The organism is Pseudomonas sp. IPO3774 (assembly GCF_013386835.1).
Taxonomy (GTDB): Bacteria; Pseudomonadota; Gammaproteobacteria; order Pseudomonadales; family Pseudomonadaceae; genus Aquipseudomonas.
The window spans coordinates 17735-34465 of the sequence record NZ_JACAQY010000016.1 but is presented as its reverse complement, the minus strand read 5'-3'; the positions used below and the strand labels follow the sequence as shown (position 1 = coordinate 34465).

The 16731-nt window shown below is 62.9% G+C and carries 14 protein-coding genes; 7 read left to right on the top strand and 7 right to left on the bottom strand.

All coding sequences use genetic code 11. The features are described 5' to 3' along the window. Positions 1 to 12: 12 nt before the first annotated feature. From HYE77_RS10055 to HYE77_RS10030, 6 genes are all read right to left on the bottom strand, one after another. Positions 13 to 1623, bottom strand: coding sequence for a 5-guanidino-2-oxopentanoate decarboxylase (locus HYE77_RS10055; protein ID WP_008436054.1), 1611 nt, complete (start codon positions 1621 to 1623; stop codon positions 13 to 15). An 11-nt stretch (positions 1624 to 1634) separates the two neighbouring features. Beyond that, a complete protein-coding gene (locus HYE77_RS10050; protein ID WP_177068741.1) occupies positions 1635 to 3734 on the bottom strand; it encodes an acetate--CoA ligase family protein in 2100 nt (699 codons plus the stop codon). 18 nt (positions 3735 to 3752) lie between these two features. Beyond that, on the bottom strand, positions 3753 to 4913 hold the full coding sequence (locus tag HYE77_RS10045; RefSeq protein ID WP_008436052.1) for an acyl-CoA dehydrogenase family protein: 1161 nt from the start codon (positions 4911 to 4913) through the stop codon (positions 3753 to 3755). A gap of 41 nt (positions 4914 to 4954) precedes the next feature. Beyond that, positions 4955 to 5746: an enoyl-CoA hydratase/isomerase family protein gene (locus HYE77_RS10040; protein ID WP_177068740.1), complete on the bottom strand. Its 792-nt coding sequence runs from the start codon at positions 5744 to 5746 to the stop codon at positions 4955 to 4957. A gap of 154 nt (positions 5747 to 5900) precedes the next feature. Next, positions 5901 to 6539 (bottom strand): TetR family transcriptional regulator C-terminal domain-containing protein, encoded by a 639-nt coding sequence (locus HYE77_RS10035; protein ID WP_003208961.1) that lies wholly within the window; start codon positions 6537 to 6539, stop codon positions 5901 to 5903. A 41-nt stretch (positions 6540 to 6580) separates the two neighbouring features. After that, positions 6581 to 7339: a class II aldolase/adducin family protein gene (locus tag HYE77_RS10030; protein ID WP_177068739.1), complete on the bottom strand. Its 759-nt coding sequence runs from the start codon at positions 7337 to 7339 to the stop codon at positions 6581 to 6583. Between the two features lie 131 nt (positions 7340 to 7470). On the opposite strand from HYE77_RS10030, the gene HYE77_RS10025 reads away from it, so the two are divergent. The 7 genes from HYE77_RS10025 (at position 7471) to HYE77_RS09995 (ending at position 15560) form a co-directional block, all read left to right on the top strand. After that, on the top strand, positions 7471 to 9426 hold the full coding sequence (locus HYE77_RS10025) for an FAD-dependent oxidoreductase (protein ID WP_177068738.1): 1956 nt from the start codon (positions 7471 to 7473) through the stop codon (positions 9424 to 9426). Further along, a complete protein-coding gene (locus HYE77_RS10020) occupies positions 9414 to 9992 on the top strand; it encodes a helix-turn-helix domain-containing protein (RefSeq protein ID WP_023658720.1) in 579 nt (192 codons plus the stop codon). The genes HYE77_RS10025 and HYE77_RS10020 overlap by 13 nt, the downstream gene beginning before the upstream one ends. Positions 9993 to 10113: 121 nt before the next feature. Beyond that, positions 10114 to 10320, top strand: a complete 207-nt coding sequence (locus tag HYE77_RS10015; RefSeq protein WP_063028939.1) for a hypothetical protein — start codon at positions 10114 to 10116, stop codon at positions 10318 to 10320. Further along, a complete protein-coding gene (locus HYE77_RS10010; protein ID WP_177068737.1) occupies positions 10308 to 11114 on the top strand; it encodes a hypothetical protein in 807 nt (268 codons plus the stop codon). The genes HYE77_RS10015 and HYE77_RS10010 overlap by 13 nt, the downstream gene beginning before the upstream one ends. Positions 11115 to 11275: 161 nt before the next feature. Next, positions 11276 to 12664, top strand: coding sequence for an amidase (locus tag HYE77_RS10005; RefSeq protein ID WP_087694889.1), 1389 nt, complete (start codon positions 11276 to 11278; stop codon positions 12662 to 12664). A 95-nt stretch (positions 12665 to 12759) separates the two neighbouring features. After that, the gene (locus HYE77_RS10000; protein ID WP_256347167.1) at positions 12760 to 14112 is read left to right on the top strand and encodes a citrate-proton symporter; all 1353 of its coding nucleotides are present in this window, start codon (positions 12760 to 12762) and stop codon (positions 14110 to 14112) included. 101 nt (positions 14113 to 14213) lie between these two features. After that, entirely contained in the window at positions 14214 to 15560 is a 1347-nt protein-coding gene (locus HYE77_RS09995; protein WP_177068736.1) for an OprD family outer membrane porin, read from the top strand. Between the two features lie 9 nt (positions 15561 to 15569). Here HYE77_RS09995 and HYE77_RS09990 read toward each other — a convergent pair whose 3' ends face one another. After that, positions 15570 to 16472, bottom strand: a complete 903-nt coding sequence (locus tag HYE77_RS09990) for a LysR family transcriptional regulator (RefSeq protein WP_003208975.1) — start codon at positions 16470 to 16472, stop codon at positions 15570 to 15572. Positions 16473 to 16731 lie beyond the last annotated feature (259 nt).

Here is a 16731-nt window from a genome sequence, read left to right as displayed (position 1 = left end):
GGTGTTGCTCCTCTAAAGGTTCACACAGGCATGCTTCAACTCGATCAAGGTCACGCCGTTGCGCTTGAAACCGTTACGCAAATCCGTCTGCAGCTCATCCAGGTTCTGTGGCTCGCTGACCGTGCAGCCGAACGCCCGCGCCAGGGCGGCGAAGTCCGGGTTGCGCGGCAGTACGCCGATGGGTTCGATGTCCAGGTTCAACATGTCGTCGCGAATCTGCCCCAGGGCGTCGTTGTTCCAGAGCAACACCACCAGCGGGCTGTCCAGTTCTTCCACGGCCGTGGCCAGTTCCTGGGCGGTGTAGAGAAAGCCGCCGTCGCCCACCAGCACCAGGCCGGGCCGTTGCGGTGCGCCGAACTTGGCGCCGATACCGGCCGGCAGGCCATAGCCCAGGGTGCCGTAGCCGGTGGGATGCAGCCAACTGCGGGTGGCGTTGCTGGGAAAGGCGTAGTTGCCGGTGTAAGCCAGTTGGGTCATGTCGCTGCTGATGAAGGCATTGGCCGGCAACTCGGCGGCCACGCGGTCGAGAATCGCCTGGTGAATGCGTTGCAACGGACCATGGCCGCTGCTGACTGCCTGGCGTAACGTCGCGACCGCAGCGGTGGCGGCATCCGCGTTGCGCGGCGTGGCTGGCAAGCGTTCCAGCAAAGCCAGCGTCGTTTGCTGGGCATCACCGTGCAACGCGACGGCGCAAGGATAGAAATCGTTGAACTTGCGCGGGTCGATATCCACCCGCAGCAGCTCGCCATTAATCGGCAGGCGTTCACGCCAGAAGTCGGTATCGGCCATTTCGGTGCCGATGGCCAACACCACATCCGCCTCGGCGATGAGCTGCCAGCCGGGCTCGACACACAGGGTCGAACCGGCATTCAGCGGATGCTCCACCGGCAACAATCCCTTGCCGGCGACACTGCTGAAAAACGGCGCCGCCAACTGCGTACTCAAGCGCTGCAAGGCATCGGCCGCCAACAGCGCACCGCCACCGGCAATGATCATCGGGCGCTTGGCCGCGGCCAGTTTTGCCACTGCCTGATCAAGACTTTCAGCCGATGGCAAACCGCGCCCGGGACGGCGCACCACCTCATTGCTCCAGTCCCGTTTGATCGGCGCCGACAGTACATCCAGCGGCACCGAAATATGCACCGGGCGCGGTCGCTCACTGTCGAACACCGCGTAGGCCCGCGCGATCAACTCCGGCAAATCCTCGGCACTCAACGCTACTGCCGAAAACGCAGTGATGGGCGCGGTCATCGCCCGCTGGTCCTGGGTTTCATGCAGGCAGCCCCAGCCCTTGCCGAGGCTGGCGGTGTGGTTGACGCTGGAAATCACCAGCAACGGAATCGAGTCGGCATACGCCTGGCCGATCGCCGTCGCGGCGTTGGTCACCCCCGGCCCGGTGATGATGAAACACACGCCCGGCTTGCCGCTGACCCGCGCATAACCGTCGGCCATAAAGCCGGCGCCCTGCTCGTGGCGGGTCAGCACATGCCGAATACCGCTGCCCGGCAAGCCTCGATACAGCTCCAGCGTGTGCACGCCGGGAATCCCGAACACCGTGTCGACACCATAGTTGGCCAGCAATCGCACCAGGGCCTGGCCGCCCGTCAAGGTTTTGCTTTGCATCGTCATCTCCTTCACGCCTGGGCGAGACGGATCAATGCATCGACCGCCGTGGCGCCCCGGGCATTGACCAGCAATGGGTTTACATCGAGTTCCAGCAATTGCCCGGCGTTGGCGCAGGCGTAGTCGGCCACCGCACGAATCGCCGCCACCAGAGCTTCCATGTCGGCCACTTCGCGTCCGCGAAAGCCTTGCAGCAATGCGGCGCTGCGCAGGCTGAGCAAGGCGTTGCGGATTGCGTCGTCGGTGGTCGGCAACAGCAGGCTGCGGCTGTCCTTGAGCAACTCCACAAGGATTCCACCAGCGCCGATCACCAGCGCAAGGCCGAAGTCGTTTTCGCGCTTGATGCCGACAATCAGCTCGGCCAGCGGCGGCGTAGCCATGGACTCCAGCAGCAGCTGATCGAACGGCACATCCGGCGCATAAGCGGCGATTTGCTCGCGCATATGAGCCAGGGCAGCAGTCAAGGCGAAGCCGTCCTGCAGGTTGAGCGCCACGGCGCCAGCTTCGGTTTTATGCGGCAAGTCGGCACTGACGGCCTTGAGTACCAGCGGGTAACCCAGCACTTTGGCATCGGCTATGGCCCGCTCGGGAGTGCTCAAGACACCGGCTGGCGTGGTCAGGCCGAAAGCCCGTAAAGCCTGCTTGGAATCCCACTCATCAAGCGACTGTCCGTGTTGCTCAAGCGCTTGCGGGCACAGCGGCACCAGTATCGACTCACCCCGCGCCAACAACGCCCGGCGATTGTTTTGATAGTCAGCAATCCGGCCCCAGGCCGCCAGCGCATCTTCCACGCCTTGCAACGCGGCAACGCCCTGGGCATGCAGACGCTCGCGAGCGTGGGCCGGGAGCAATTCGGGAAATGCAGAGGTGACAAAGCCAGTCTTGCCGTGGCGAGTCAGCGCACTGCAAAACAGCTCCAGCAGCAGGTCGCACTCCTTGCGCTCACCGGTAAATTCCGCCGGGTAGTCGAGCACCAGCATTGCCGCATCCGCTTCGGTGCGCAGTGCCGTGTCGAGCATCGTATTAAGCGCGTCGCTGTTGCCCCAGATGGCCGTGGTGAAATCCAGCGGGTTGACCAGGTTGGCGTAGCTGGGCAGCACCTGCGCCAACTCTTCACGCTGGCCTTCGTCGAGCTTCGGCAGGCTCAAATCGTTGCGCTCGGCGTAGTCGGCAATCAACCCGGCATCACCACCGGAACAGGCCAGGGCGATCAGGCTGTTGCCCGCCGGCAGATTACCGCAGGCCGCCGCCTTCAGGGTCTCGACAAAACTCACCGGCCCGCTGACCCGGATCACACCCAGGCGCGCGAACAGACTGTCGTACAGCGCATCGGAACCCGACAACGAACTGGTATGACTCAAAGCCAACTCGGCGCCGATCTGTGACACCCCGGTTTTCAGGGCGATGATCGGAATGCCTTTCTCCAGGGCCTTGTGGGCCGCACGGGCGAACCCCGGCACATTCTTCAAGCCTTCCAGGTGCAAGCCAATCGCTGTAACGCACGGCTCGTCGAGCAGCACGTCCATCAACTCGGCAACCCCCAACTGCGCCTGGTTGCCCACCGATGCCATATAGGCCACCGGCAGCGAACGGTCGCTCATGGACAGGTTGTAGGCAAAGTTGCCGCTCTGGGTCAGCACCGCAACGCCCTTCTCGACCGGCTTGCCGCCATGGGCCACCGGCCACAACGCCGAGCTGTGCAGGTAATCCAGCAGGCCATAGCAATTGGGGCCCAGCAGTGCCATCTCGCCAGCGGCCTTGAGCAGTTGTTGCTGCAAGGCTTGGCCCTCGGCGCCGGTTTCGGCAAACCCGGAGGCGTAGCAGATGGCGCCACCGGTGCCAATGGCCGCCAGTTCGGCGACACAGGTCAGGGTCAGCTCGCGATTGGTAGCGATAAACACCGCATCCGGACCGCACGGCAAATCGGCCACGCGACGCACGCAGGGAACGCCATCGAGGCTGTCATGTTGCGGGTTGACCAGCCACATCTGGCCGGCAAAACCACCCTCGGCGCAGCGCTTGAGGGCACGGGCCATGCTGCGCCCTCCGACAAACACCAGGTGACGGGGCGCCAGCAGGCGCTTGAGATTGTCGCGAATAGCCTGGGACATAAGCGTTCTCCGACCCGATCAACGCAACAGTGGCCGCAACAGTTCGCGGGCAATAATGTGGCGCTGGATTTCCGAAGTGCCTTCCCAGATCCGCTCGATCCGCGCGTTGCGCCAGATGCGCTCCACCGGGCCTTCGTCCATCAAACCCATGCCGCCATAGATCTGCACTGCTTCATCGGCAACCTTGCCCAGTACTTCGCTGGCAAACAACTTGGCCATGCCGGCCTCGCCGTCGGTCATGGTGCCCTGGTCCATTTTCCAGGCGGTGTTCAGGGTCAGCAGTTCGGCCGCACGGATTTGCGTGGCCATGTCGGCGAGCTTGAACGAGATGCCTTGATAGGTGCCGATGGGCTGGCCGAATTGCTTGCGGTCGGCCGCCCATTGCAGGGAAACGTCCAGCGCACGCTGGGCCTGGCCGACGCAGTTGGCAGCCACCATCACCCGGCCTGCGGTCAGCCAGGCATTGGCGACTTCCCAACCTTTGCCGACTTCGCCGAGGACTTTGGAGGCTGGTACGCGGCAGTCGTCGAAGAACATTTCATAAGTGTGGTAGCCGCGGTTGCTGACGCATTTTGGCCCCCGGCGAATGGTCATGCCCGGCGTGCCACGGTCCACCAGGAACGAGGTCACGGCATTGCGTTGGCGACCGTTGTGTTCGTAGGTGTCGGTAACGGCAAACACGATGGCGAAATCCGCGTGGCCGGCGTGGCTGATGAAGTGCTTGCTGCCATTGAGCACAAAGTCATCACCGCTGCGCACGGCGCGGGTCTTGATCGCATTGGCGTCGGAACCGGCACCCGGTTCGGTCAGGGCAAAGCAGTCGATCTTCTTGCCCTGCACGCACGGCAACAGGTACTCGCCAATCTGCGCGCCGGTGCAGGCCATGAGGATTTTCGACGGCCGGGCGACAAACACATGCAGCGCCCAGGAGACTTTCGACAACTCGCGCTCAATCAACGCCTGTGACAGGTAATCCAGGCCGCCACCGCCGACGTCTTCCGGCATGTTGAAGGCATAGAAACCGGCAGCGATGGCCTTGTCACGAATCTGCGCGGCAAGCTCCGGCGAAACTTCATCGGCGCGGTCCACCGCCTCCTCGTGGGGCAACAACTCCTTGGCAACAAAACTGCGTACCGCGTCCACCAACATGTCTTGTTCTTGGCTGGGCTGGAAATTCATGGCGCTACCTGTCGATCGTTCGAGGGTGTTTTGAAGGGGAATCAGTTGCCGGAGAAGTTCGGTGGGCGCTTTTCCATCGAGGCGCGCAGGGCTTCAGCACCGTCGGCGCTGCGTCCACACAGCAGGCCGGCGGCGAGTTCCGCCTGGAGCTGCTCGGGCAGGCTGCGCCCGGCGCCTTCGCGGATGAGGGTTTTGGTCTGGGCAAACGCAAAGGTCGGGCCGTTGGCCAGGCGCGTGGCCAGCTCGGCGACGTGGGTATGCAGTTGCTCGTCGGCAACGACTTCGCCCACCAGCCCGGCGGCCAGGGCGCGGTCGGCGCTCCACAATTCATCGAGGAACAGCAGGCGCTTGGCTTGCTCGCTGCCGATCAGGCGCGGCAGATGCCAGCTGGCGCCGGCGTCCGGCGAGTAGGCCATGCTGGTGTAGCCGGCCTTGAAGCGTGCCGATTGCGCGGCGACGCGCAGGTCGCAGCACAGGGTGAGGTCCATGCCGGCACCGACCGCCGTGCCGTTGATGGCGGCGAGGGTAGGTTTGTCGAGGGTGTGCAGGCGGGTCATCAGGGCGTGGGCGGTTTCGGTCCAGCCGTAGGTTTCGAGGGCGCCACGGGCTTCGGCATCGGCCCATTCGGCAAGGTCGGCACCGGCGCTGAAGCTGCGACCGCTGCCGGTCAGTACCACCACGCGCACAGCCGGGTCGCGGTTGAAACCGTCCAGCAAGGCATGCAGGTGCTTGAGGGTCGGGATGTCCAGGGCATTGCGCTGGGGGCCGCGATTGAGGGTGATCCAGGCAACACCTGCCTGCACCTGAGTGAGCACGGACGGATCTGTAGTCATGGAATCCTCGAATTATTTTAATTGGCTTGAGGGGTGCGACATGGGGCGATACTAAACGAGTGTTCAGTAAGGAGGCAATCGGGTAACTGCAAATATTTTTCGAGGGGAAAATGCCGGCCCGGACATTGCGTCCAGGCGGCGCGGAATCGTCAGTTCAGGGTTTGATCTGGAAGCGCTTGCGCCCGCCCGACTGCAAGCCATCGACCCAGGCTTCGCAGATCTGGATGCCCTGCTCCGGGGTGAAGGTGCCGGGATTGAGCCCCGATTCCAGCCACAAGCCGTCGAGCAAGGCGCTCAAGGCGATGGCCGCCAAATCGGCATCGAACTGCTTCCAACCCTCCTCTCCGGCCATGTCCACCAAGGCCGAACGCATGATGGTGCGGTACTCGCCATAGGAGTGTTCGTGGGCCTGGTTGATCGCCGGGGCCGTCTTGACCGCCCCCCAGAACACCAGCCAGGCATCCAGCAGTTGCGGGTCGAGCAATTCGGGGGAGAACGAGCCGCGGAAGAACGCCGACAGCCGCTCCCGCGGACTGGGCGGCGCCTTGGCCATCGCATCCCGCAGCAGGTCCATCACCTGCCGGGTGATTGACCGATAGGCCTCGGCCACCAGCTCATCCTTGCCCGAATAGTGGTGACTGATCAGCCCCACCGACACCCCGGCCTCGGCGCTGATCTTGCGGATCGACGCGCCCTGGAAGCCGTCGCGCTTGAGGCAGGCCAACGTCGCCTGCACCAGATTGGCCTTGCGCAACTCCGGTTCCATGCGGGAGAAACGGGATTCCTGGGTCATGAGGCGGTGTCCTTGGGTTGAGTCGGCTGGACGACTCTACCTCACTCCCGGAACCCCGGCGACACCCGATCCAGTAACCGCAGCAATGCCGCCCATGCCAGTTGCATGGCGTCCGGGTCTGCCAGTTCGCCCTCTTCCAGTGGCCGGCCTGGCTCATTGAACTGCCGCTCGGTGTATTCACACACGTGCGCAGGCGGCAGGATCAGCTTGCCGCACGCCTGGGCGGCGATCTGGATATCGCAGGCCTTCTCCAGGTAATACATGCGCAGGAACGCCTGGCTGACCGTCTCCCCTACCGTCAACAAACCATGGTTGCGCAGCATCAACACCGGCTTTTCGCCGAGGTCGTGCACCAGTCGCTGTTGCTCGTCCATGTCCAGCGCCACGCCTTCGTAGTCGTGGTAGGCGACCTTGCCGTAGAACTCCATGGAAATCTGGTTCACCGGCAACAGCCCGCATTCCAGGGCCGCCACCGCACAGCCGGCGCGGGTATGGGTGTGCAGCACGCACTGCGCATCTTCGCGGGCGCCGTGAATCGCGCTGTGAATCACAAACCCCGCCGGGTTGACACCATGGGCCGAAGCCTCGACCGCACGTCCGTCCAGGCCGATCTTCACCAGGCTGGAGGCGGTGATCTCCTCGAACATCAGCCCATAGGGGTTGATCAAAAAGTGATGCTCGGGCCCCGGGATACGCACCGAGATATGGGTGAAAATCAAATCGCTCATGCGAAAGTGCGCGATCAGCCGGTAGCAGGCGGCAAGCTCTTCGCGCAGCTGTCGTTCGGTGGCCCCAGGCATTTTTATTCTCCAGGCGGGTGGGTGATGTGGTTGACGCTAATCCAGTCGCCAGTAAAAAAACAAGTTGATTTTTTACTGAGGCTGACCTCCTATAGAAAAATAATAACAACAGCGCCTGGAGTATTCGCACCATGTCGCCCCATGCCTTTCCGCATCTTTTTGAACCGTTGGTACTGCGTGGCAAACGCCTGAAAAATCGCATCATGTCCAGCGGGCACGACACCTCGATGCCCACCGACAACCAGGTCAACGAGCAGTTGATCGCCTACCACCGGGCACGCGCCGAAGGCGGCGTGGGGTTGATTGTGTTGCAGGTGGCCGGGGTGCACGACAGCGCCCGCTACACCTCCCATGTGCTGATGGCCACCGATGACAGCTGCATCGACGGCTATCGCCGACTGGCCGAAACCTGCCACGCCCACGGCACCGTGGTGCTGTCGCAGATTTTCCATCCAGGGCGGGAAATCATGGAGTCGGCCGACGGTTTGCTGGCGGTGGCTTACTCGGCTTCCGGGGTGCCCAACGAACGCTTCCGGGTGATGCCGCGCGCCCTTGACCAGACAATGATCGACGAGATCGTCGCCGGCTACGGCGCTGCGGCAAGGCGCCTGTATCAGGCCGGGATTGACGGTGTGGAAGTGGTCGCCAGCCATGGTTACCTGCCCGCGCAATTTCTCAACCCGCGGGTGAATCGCCGCACCGACGGCTACAACGGCGAGCTGGAACAACGCCTGCGTTTCCTGCGGGAAATCATCGCCACGGTGCGTGCCGAAACCGACGAGCACTTCATCATCGGCCTGCGCATTTCTGCCGATGAACGCGACCCCGAAGGCCTGACCGAAGAGGATTCCCTGGCCGCCGTGCAACAGCTGCAATCACACCTGGATTACGTGCACATCGTCGCCGGCACCTCGGCCTCCCTCGGCGGCGCGATCCATATCGTGCCGCCCATGGCGATTGCCCCGGCGTACCTGGCGGCAGAAGCGGCGACGTTCAAGACGCACCTGTCGATTCCGCTGTTCGTCACCGGGCGCATCAACCAGCCCCAGGAAGCCGAACTGATGCTGCAACGCGGCCAGGCCGATGTGTGCGGGATGACCCGCGCGCTGATCTGCGACCCACGCATGCCGGCCAAGACCTCAAGCGGCCATGCCGAGGATGTACGCGCCTGCATCGCCTGCAATCAGGCGTGCATCGGCCACTTCCACAAAGGCCTGCCGATCTCCTGCATCCAGCATCCCGAGACCGGCCGCGAATTGCAGTTTGGCCAACTGCAACCGGCACTGCGACGCCAGCGGATCATGGTCGCCGGTGGCGGCCCGGCAGGGATGAAAGCGGCAGCGGTGGCGGCGCAGCGCGGACATGAGGTGACCTTGTATGAAGCCAGTGCCCAATTGGGCGGCCAGGTGCTTCTGGCGCAGTTACTGCCCCGACGCAGCGAGTTCGGCGGCGCCAGTACCAACCTGCAGCGCGAGATGGAACTGGCCGGGGTCCGCGTGGTACGCAACACCCGCGTCGACCGCGCATTGGTGGAACGCGAACAACCTGACCGGGTGATCATCGCCACCGGCGCCGAGCCCTACTGGCCGGCCTTCGAACGCGGCGGCGAGCTACAGGTGGTGGATGCCTGGCAAGTGCTGCGCGATGAGGTGCAACTGGGCCGTTCGGTGGTCGTGGTGGACTGGCGTTGCGACTGGATCGGCCCGGGCATTGCCGAGCGCCTCACCCGTGCCGGCCATCAGGTGCAACTGGCGGTGAACGGCACCCATTGCGGGGAAAGCCTGCCGTTGTACGTGCGTGACCAACTGGCCGGCGAACTGCATCGGCTGGGCATTCCGATCATCCCTTACGCCCGTTTGTACGGCTGCGACGACACTACCGTCTACCTGCAACACACCGCCAGCGGCGAGCCGATGCTGCTGGAAAATATCGACACCCTGGTGTTGTGCCAGGGCCACCAGCCGGTGGACACTCTGGGCGCAGAACTGGAAGGCCTGGTGGCGTTCACGCGGATCGGCGATTGCCTGGCGCCGCGTACCGCCGAAGAGGCGATTTATGAAGGATTGAAAGTAGCGTGGGACATTTGAACGACCAACCGCCACAGCTGTTTCTCGGCACCCGCATCCGCGGCTTGCGCAAGGCCCGGGGCATGACGCTTACCGAATTGGCGCAGATGAGCGAATTGACGGCCGGCTATATCAGCCAACTGGAACGCAACCTCGCCTACCCGTCGATCCCGGCCTTGTTCAACATCGCCCGCAGCCTGGGGGTGACGATCCAGTGGTTTTTTGCCAGTGAGACCACGCCGGCAGCGGAGGATGAAGGTTTTGTGGTGCGCAGGAACAATCGCCAGAGCATTCACTATGAGGACGGGATCGTCGACCAGTTGCTGACGCCCCTGCCCAATCATCAATTGGAGATGCTGCACTCGCGCTTTCCACCGGGCACCTATAGCCAGCAGAGCTATAGCCATGAGGGTGAAGAGGCGGGTTATGTGTTGAGCGGAACGTTTGAGTTATGGGTGGGCGAGCGGCATTTTCAGCTGGCTGAAGGCGACAGTTTCAGCTTCCCCAGCAGTGAGCCCCATCGCTATGGCAACCCCGGAAAGGTGGATGCGGTGGTGATCTGGGTGATTACGCCGCCGACGTTTTAGACCGTTGGAGTGAATGGAGACGTTTCCTACGGGAACTGGCGACGCTGGCACGCCGGCCATCAATGGCGGGGGTCAAGGCCGCTTGCTATAAAAACGACTACATCTTTTCGAGGTCGTCGCCATGTTTGGATTGTATTCGTTGTTTGCCGGTAAGCCGACTCAGGATGACTTGGATACGGTGGAAGCCATCAAGTCAAAAAGAACCATGAGGATTGAGGGAGAATGGGGTATTTCAGTCTCCGCCGAAGAAGTCATGGAATCCGAGGCCTACAAGGAAGCAATTCGCCAAGTCCGCAAAATGGAGGCCAATGATTCATGGGCCTGCTGATCATTTTCCCGTTACTGGTCAGCGGTTATCTGGTGTGTATCAAGCATCCCTATTACTACTGCCGGCTGCATCGTTTTGAAGGGCAGTTACTCTATCTACAGGTTGCGCGACTGGGGCTGGTTTGCCTGGTCGTCGCTAGCCTGGCAAGTGCCTTGACTCTGGCATTTGCAGGTCGTGAGGTTGCAGCAGACTACGGCAGCTATCTTGGCGCCCTGTTGGTAGAGCTCGATATTGCCAACAAAAAGAATGCCGCACTTTGGGTTTTTTGGCTGCAGACCGGTTTGACCACCCTGGTCATTCCTTCTCTCTGGGCGAGACTGTATGTCAACGCGAAGAAAAAACAGCTGAAGTTGAAATCCGATGAACAACTCAACTGCCGGCTCGCCTTGAACATCCTTGAAGGCACGCCTTTCAAATACCTGCTCAAAGAATCCATCCAGAAGTACACGCCTTGCATGTTCAGCTTGAACGATCGAAAGGTGTATGTCGGCATTGTCGTATTCGTGGGCATGCCCACCGAGTCAGAAGGAATGGACCACACCTTCACTCTTCTGCCCCTGCTCAGCGGCTACCGTGACAAGGACACACTGGAAGTCAACCTGGGCACGCGTTATTCAGACAACAGCCACCCTGCCCCCATCATGCTCATCCAGGAAAACGTAGTCTCCGTCACTCGCTTCGACTTCACCACCTGGAACACTTCACACGCTCGAACGAACCACCCACCTCGACAGGAGCCGTTCTTCAATCACCGCTCCATCCGTACGACAAAAGCCTCAAGCGCCTGCGCCTGAGGTTTTGAAATAATCCAGGGGCTGCGCCTCGGGGTTCAGTGCACACAAAAACGCAACACTGAACTGCACCGATTGTGATGGCCGCTTCACACCGGGGTTTATATAGTCGTTCCTACTGCAACCCGCCATGAGCCAGCCGGCCCATCACAAGGAAGCGTTCGATGACTGACCTGCATACCCTTACGGCCGCCGAACTGCTGGCGCAATTTGCCAGCCGGCAACTCGCGCCCATCGACTACTACGACCAACTCCTGGCCCACATCGACCGCTGGGAGCCGCAGATCAACGCGCTCTATGCCTTCGACCCGCAACAGGTGCGTCAGCAGGCCCAGGCCTCCACCGAGCGCTGGAACAAGGGCCAACCCAACGGCGCCCTTGATGGCGTACCGGTGACTCTCAAGGAATTGATCGCCACCGAAGGCGTGCCCATTCCCCTCGGCAGCGCGGCTACCCGCCTGACCCCGGCCCTCAGGGACGCACCGCCCGCAGCCCGCATGCGTGAAGCGGGCGCGATAATCCTGGCCAAGACCACCAACCCGGACTTCGGCATGCTGTCTTCCGGCCTGTCGAGCTTCCACGGCATCACCCGCAACCCGTGGAACACCGCCAACAACACCGGCGGTTCCAGCTCCGGTGCCGCCGCAGCGGCCGCCGCCGGTTACGGCCCGCTGCACGTGGGCACCGACATCGGTGGCTCGGTGCGCCTGCCCGCCGCCTGGTGCGGCCTGGTGGGATTCAAGCCGACCCTGGGCCGCATTCCCATCGACCCGTACTACACCGGCCGCGCCGCCGGGCCCATGACCCGCACCGTCGACGACTGCGTGCTGTTGATGCAACACCTGGCCCGCCCCGATGCCCGCGATGCCACCAGCCTGCCGCCGCTCACCACCCAGTGGAGTAACCAGCCGCTCTCGGTCAAGGGCCTGCGCGTCGGCCTGATGCTTGAACCCGGCGCAGGCATGCAGCCTGAAGGCTTCGTCTGTGAAGCCGTGGAGCAAGCCGCGCGGCTGTTCGAAGCCCACGGCGCCAAGGTCACGCTGATCCCGCCAATCATGGACCGCGCACAACTCGATGGCCTCGACCATTTCTGGCGCGCCCGCCAGTGGGGCGATTTGTCGGCCCTGAGCAGCGAGCAGTTCGACAAGGTCTTGCCGTACATCCGCGACTGGGCCGCGCCGGGCGCCGAGATCAGCGGCGTACAAGCCGTAAAGGGTTTCAACCAGACCTTTGAAATGCGCCGCCGCGCCGCGCAGGTGTTCACCGAACTCGACCTGGTGCTGTCCCCCACCAACCAGGTCAATGCGTTCCCGGCCGAGTGGCCATCACCGAGCAACAACCCGCAACTGCCGTTCGAACACATCGTGTTCACGGTGCCGTGGAACATGGGCGAGCAACCGGCGTTGTCGATCAACTGCGGTTTCGCCGCCGATGGCATGCCCATCGGCCTGCAGATGATCGCCCCGCGTTTTGCCGATCAATGGCTGCTGCAAATCGCTAAAACCTACGAGAGCTGGCGTGGCGCAATCCACCACTGGCCGAATCCTTCCTGACTTTTGACGCTGTAAGAACTGCCCACCCACACGCCAGCTCCGGGCCCTCTTGGCCTGGAGCTCGGACGACCTATAACTAAAATCGAGGGGCTGGTATGCACACTGAGCAATTGACACGATCCGATCCTGATCACGCACCCGAAACACCGTCCCCGGACGCCGGCAAAAAGAGCATCTTCGCCGTGGTCCTGGGCAACGCCGTGGAGTTTTTCGACTTTGGTGTGTACGCAACCTTTGCGGTGATGATCGGCCACACGTTCTTCCCGTCCGACAGCGCTTTCGTCAGCCTGATGCTGTCGGTCACGGCGTTCGGTATCGGCTTTATCGTCCGGCCCCTGGGCGCAGTACTGATCGGCGCCTACGCCGACCGCGTCGGGCGCAAACCGGCGATGCTGTTGACCCTGGTGATGATGGCCGTGGGCACCGGCAGCATCGCGATATTGCCCGGTTACGAGACCATCGGTATCGCGGCGCCGATCCTGCTGGTGCTCACCCGCATGATCCAGGGCCTGGCCTGGGGCGGTGAAGCCGGCCCCGCCACCACCTACATCCTCGAAGCGGCGCCACCCCACAAACGCGGGACCTACGCCTGCTGGCAAGTAGTCGCCCAGGGGGTCGCAGCCATGGTGGCAGGACTGGTAGGGTTCACCCTGACCAAGGTCATGTCCCCGGAAGACCTCAACAGCTGGGGCTGGCGCGTGCCGTTCGTGTTCGGCCTGCTGGTGTTGCCGATCGGCATCTACATCCGCCGCAACCTCGCCGAAACCTTCCACGGCCACGGCGAGCAGACCAGCACCGGCGACCTGGTACGGGAAGTCTGCGGCAAGCACCGGCGCGCACTGGTGCTGGGGTTGCTGATCCTTTCCGGCAGCACCATCACCCAGTACTTCCTCAACTACATGACCACCTTCGCCCTCACCGAACTGAAGCTGCCCACCAGCATCTCGATGCTCTCGACCCTGGTGGCCGGCGCAGCGATGGCCGTGTGCGCGGTGGCCGGCGGCATGCTCTGCGACCGCTTCGGGCGCCGTACGATCCTGATGACACCGCGGGTGGTGGTGCTGTTGATTTTGTTCCCGGCCCTGCAACTGATGACCGAGCACCCAAGCCCGGCGACCTTCCTGCTGACCCTGGCGGTACTCTCGGGCCTGCACGGCATGAGTGGCGCGGCGCTGATCGTGTTGCTGGTGGAAAGCTTCCCGAAATCCGTGCGCTCCACCGGTTTCTCCATCGTCTACGCCTTCGGTGTGGCGGCGTTTGGCGGCACCGCGCAGATCATCATCACCTGGCTGATCGGCACCACCGGCGACCCGATGTCGCCGGTCTGGTACCTGCTGATCGCCAACCTGGTGTGCCTCACCGCCGCCTGGTTCGCCAAGGAAACCCGTCCGCCGCTGCCCGGCAGCCCGGCCCGCGAAACCCGGCTCACAGAAGCTTCGGTTCGCTGAATACCTTTTCCCACTGTCCCGCGTCTTTTCGCCACCGACCGGCAGCACCTGAGGGCCTGCCGGGACGGTCGCCTTACGTCTGATTTGTATGGGGATTTACCATGTATCCACGTCTTTTACTGGCCGTCACTCTGGCGTCCAGCACCCAGGCTTTCGCCCAGGAAAACGCCCAGGCCAGCGCACCGGGCTTTCTCGAAGGCAGCACCCTGGACCTGAACCTGCGCCACTACTATTCCAACCAGCACACCCAACGCACCACCCACTTGAGCATCAAGAAAGCCGGCGGCGTCGAGCCCACGCGTGTACGGGAAACCTGGGTGCAGACCAGCATGCTCAAGTACAGCTCCGGCTACACCCAGGGCCTGATTGGCGTGGGCGTGGATGCGGGGATCTTCAGCGCGGTCAACCTGGAGCGCGGGCACGGCAAGGTGGCCAATGGCGGCGACCGGGTGCTGGTGGACGGCGACGGCGATGCGATTCCCACCTGGAGCCGCCTGGGGGTGGGCGACGTGCGTTTTCGCCTGTCGAGCACCGAGATCAAGGCAGGTCGGCTGATGACCGACAATCCGATCCTGCGTTACAAGGACAACCGCGCCCTGCCCTCCAGCTTCCAGGGCGCGGGCTTGTTCAGCAACGAATTCGACTGGCTGTCGGTGCAGGGCGGCAGCTTCGAGCGGGCGATTCCACGCACCGGCACCGGCGCCGAAAAGCTCACCACCACCTTCGGCAACCGCGCCTACAGCGGCGCACGCATCAGCTACCTGGGAGCCACGGTAAAACCGGGTTACGGGCTGGAAGCCAGCGTCTACGCGTCGCGTTTCGAAGACATGTGGGACCAGACCTACGTCGGCCTGACCCACCGCATCGGTGACAAAAGCGACATCGCCTTGAAGACCGCCTTCAACTACTACCACACCAGCGACTCGGGCGACAAAAACCTCGGCTACATCGACAATAACGCCGCCAGCCTGGCCTTCACCGCCACGCACCTGGCCCACAGCCTGACCCTGGCCTGGCAGCAGGTATTCGGCAACGAATACTTCGACTACGTGTGGGAGTCCACCGGCAACTACATGGCCAACTCGCTGTACTCGGACTACAACGGCCCCAACGAAAAGTCCTGGCAGTTGCGCTACGACCTGGACTTCGCCGCCTACGGTGTGCCCGGCCTCACCGCCAGCCTGTGGCACGCCAAGGGTTGGGACATCGACGGCACCCATTACGATGGCGACCGCAACGGCCACAACACCGGCTACAACGTGCGCAGCCTGGATGGCGCCAAGCACAACGAAAACGGCTTGATGCTGGCCTATGTGATTCAGTCCGGAACACTCAAGAACACCGTACTGCGCACCATCGTCTACAACCATCGCGCCAGCGGCGGGCAGATTGACGGCAGCTACGATGAGTTCCGCCTCGTCGCCAATGTGCCGATCAACATCTTCTGAGGCTCAGGCTCAGTTCAGCGAACAACGCTGCATCGCCCCCGCCAGCATTTCCTGGCACTTGAGCACCGCCACCGAGCGGGGGCGGTTGCGGTACACGCAGAGGTCGATGCGGATGCGGCCGAGGTCTTCATCGGCGATCGGCACGGCGACCAGGCCGTCGCCCAGGTCCCGCACGTCTGCCTCGACCTGGGGCAAAATCAGCACCGCTGCCCGTTGCCGGGCCAGGCTCTTCTGCACTTCCAGGGAGCTGGTGGTGAACACCGGTTCGAGGGTGACGCCGCGTTTTTTTGCCGCCACTTCCAGGGCCTGGCGCACGCCGTAGGCCGAGTCGGGAATCGCCAGGGGCTGGCCTTGCAGTTCGCTCAATTCGATGCTGTCGCGCTGGGCGAAGGGGTGTTCGGCGCTGACCAGCACCCGGTGCCATAACTGGCAGTGGGCGGTGACTTCGACGTCGGCGCGCTCTTGCAGGTAGAACGCCAGGCCCAGGTCCGCCTCGCCGCTGCACAGGGCGTCGAGGGTGGCCGAGGCGCTGGCGATCACGATGTTGAAGGTGACCTTGGGGTGGGCGCGGTAGAAGGTGGCGAGCACCGGGGCGAGCACGGTGGAAACGATACTTTCTGACACATGGATGCTGATGTTACCGGCCACCTGGCTTTGGCGGCTGGCGATGACTTCGCGTACCTGGTCGAGGCCGCGCAGGGTTGAGGTGACTTGTTCGGCCAGGCACTCGCCCTCGGCGGTGAGGCGGATGCCGCGGGGGCCGCGCTCAATCAGGGCGGCGCCGAAGAAGTGTTCCAGGTGTTCGATCTGGCGGCTGACGGCGGTGGGGGTGACGTAAAGACGTTCGGCGGCCTTACGCAGGGAGGCGCAGCGGGCGACCTCGTGGAAATATCGCAAGGCGCGTAGTTGCATGGGGGGTGCTCCTTTTTTGGGGGGTTGGATTGGGGGGGACGCAATTACTGCGCCATGCGGGTGTACATATCCGTTTCTTCGGTCACGGCGTCCTGCCGGTTTACCCGCTCTGCACTACCCGCGTTCGCTCAGATCAAGATCAAAAGCAAATCTGCTTTTCTGTAGGAGCTGGCTTGCCTGCGATGCAGACAACTCGGTGCATCAGGTACACCCAGTTGATGCCATCGCAGGCAAGCCAGCTCCTACATTTGGACCGTGC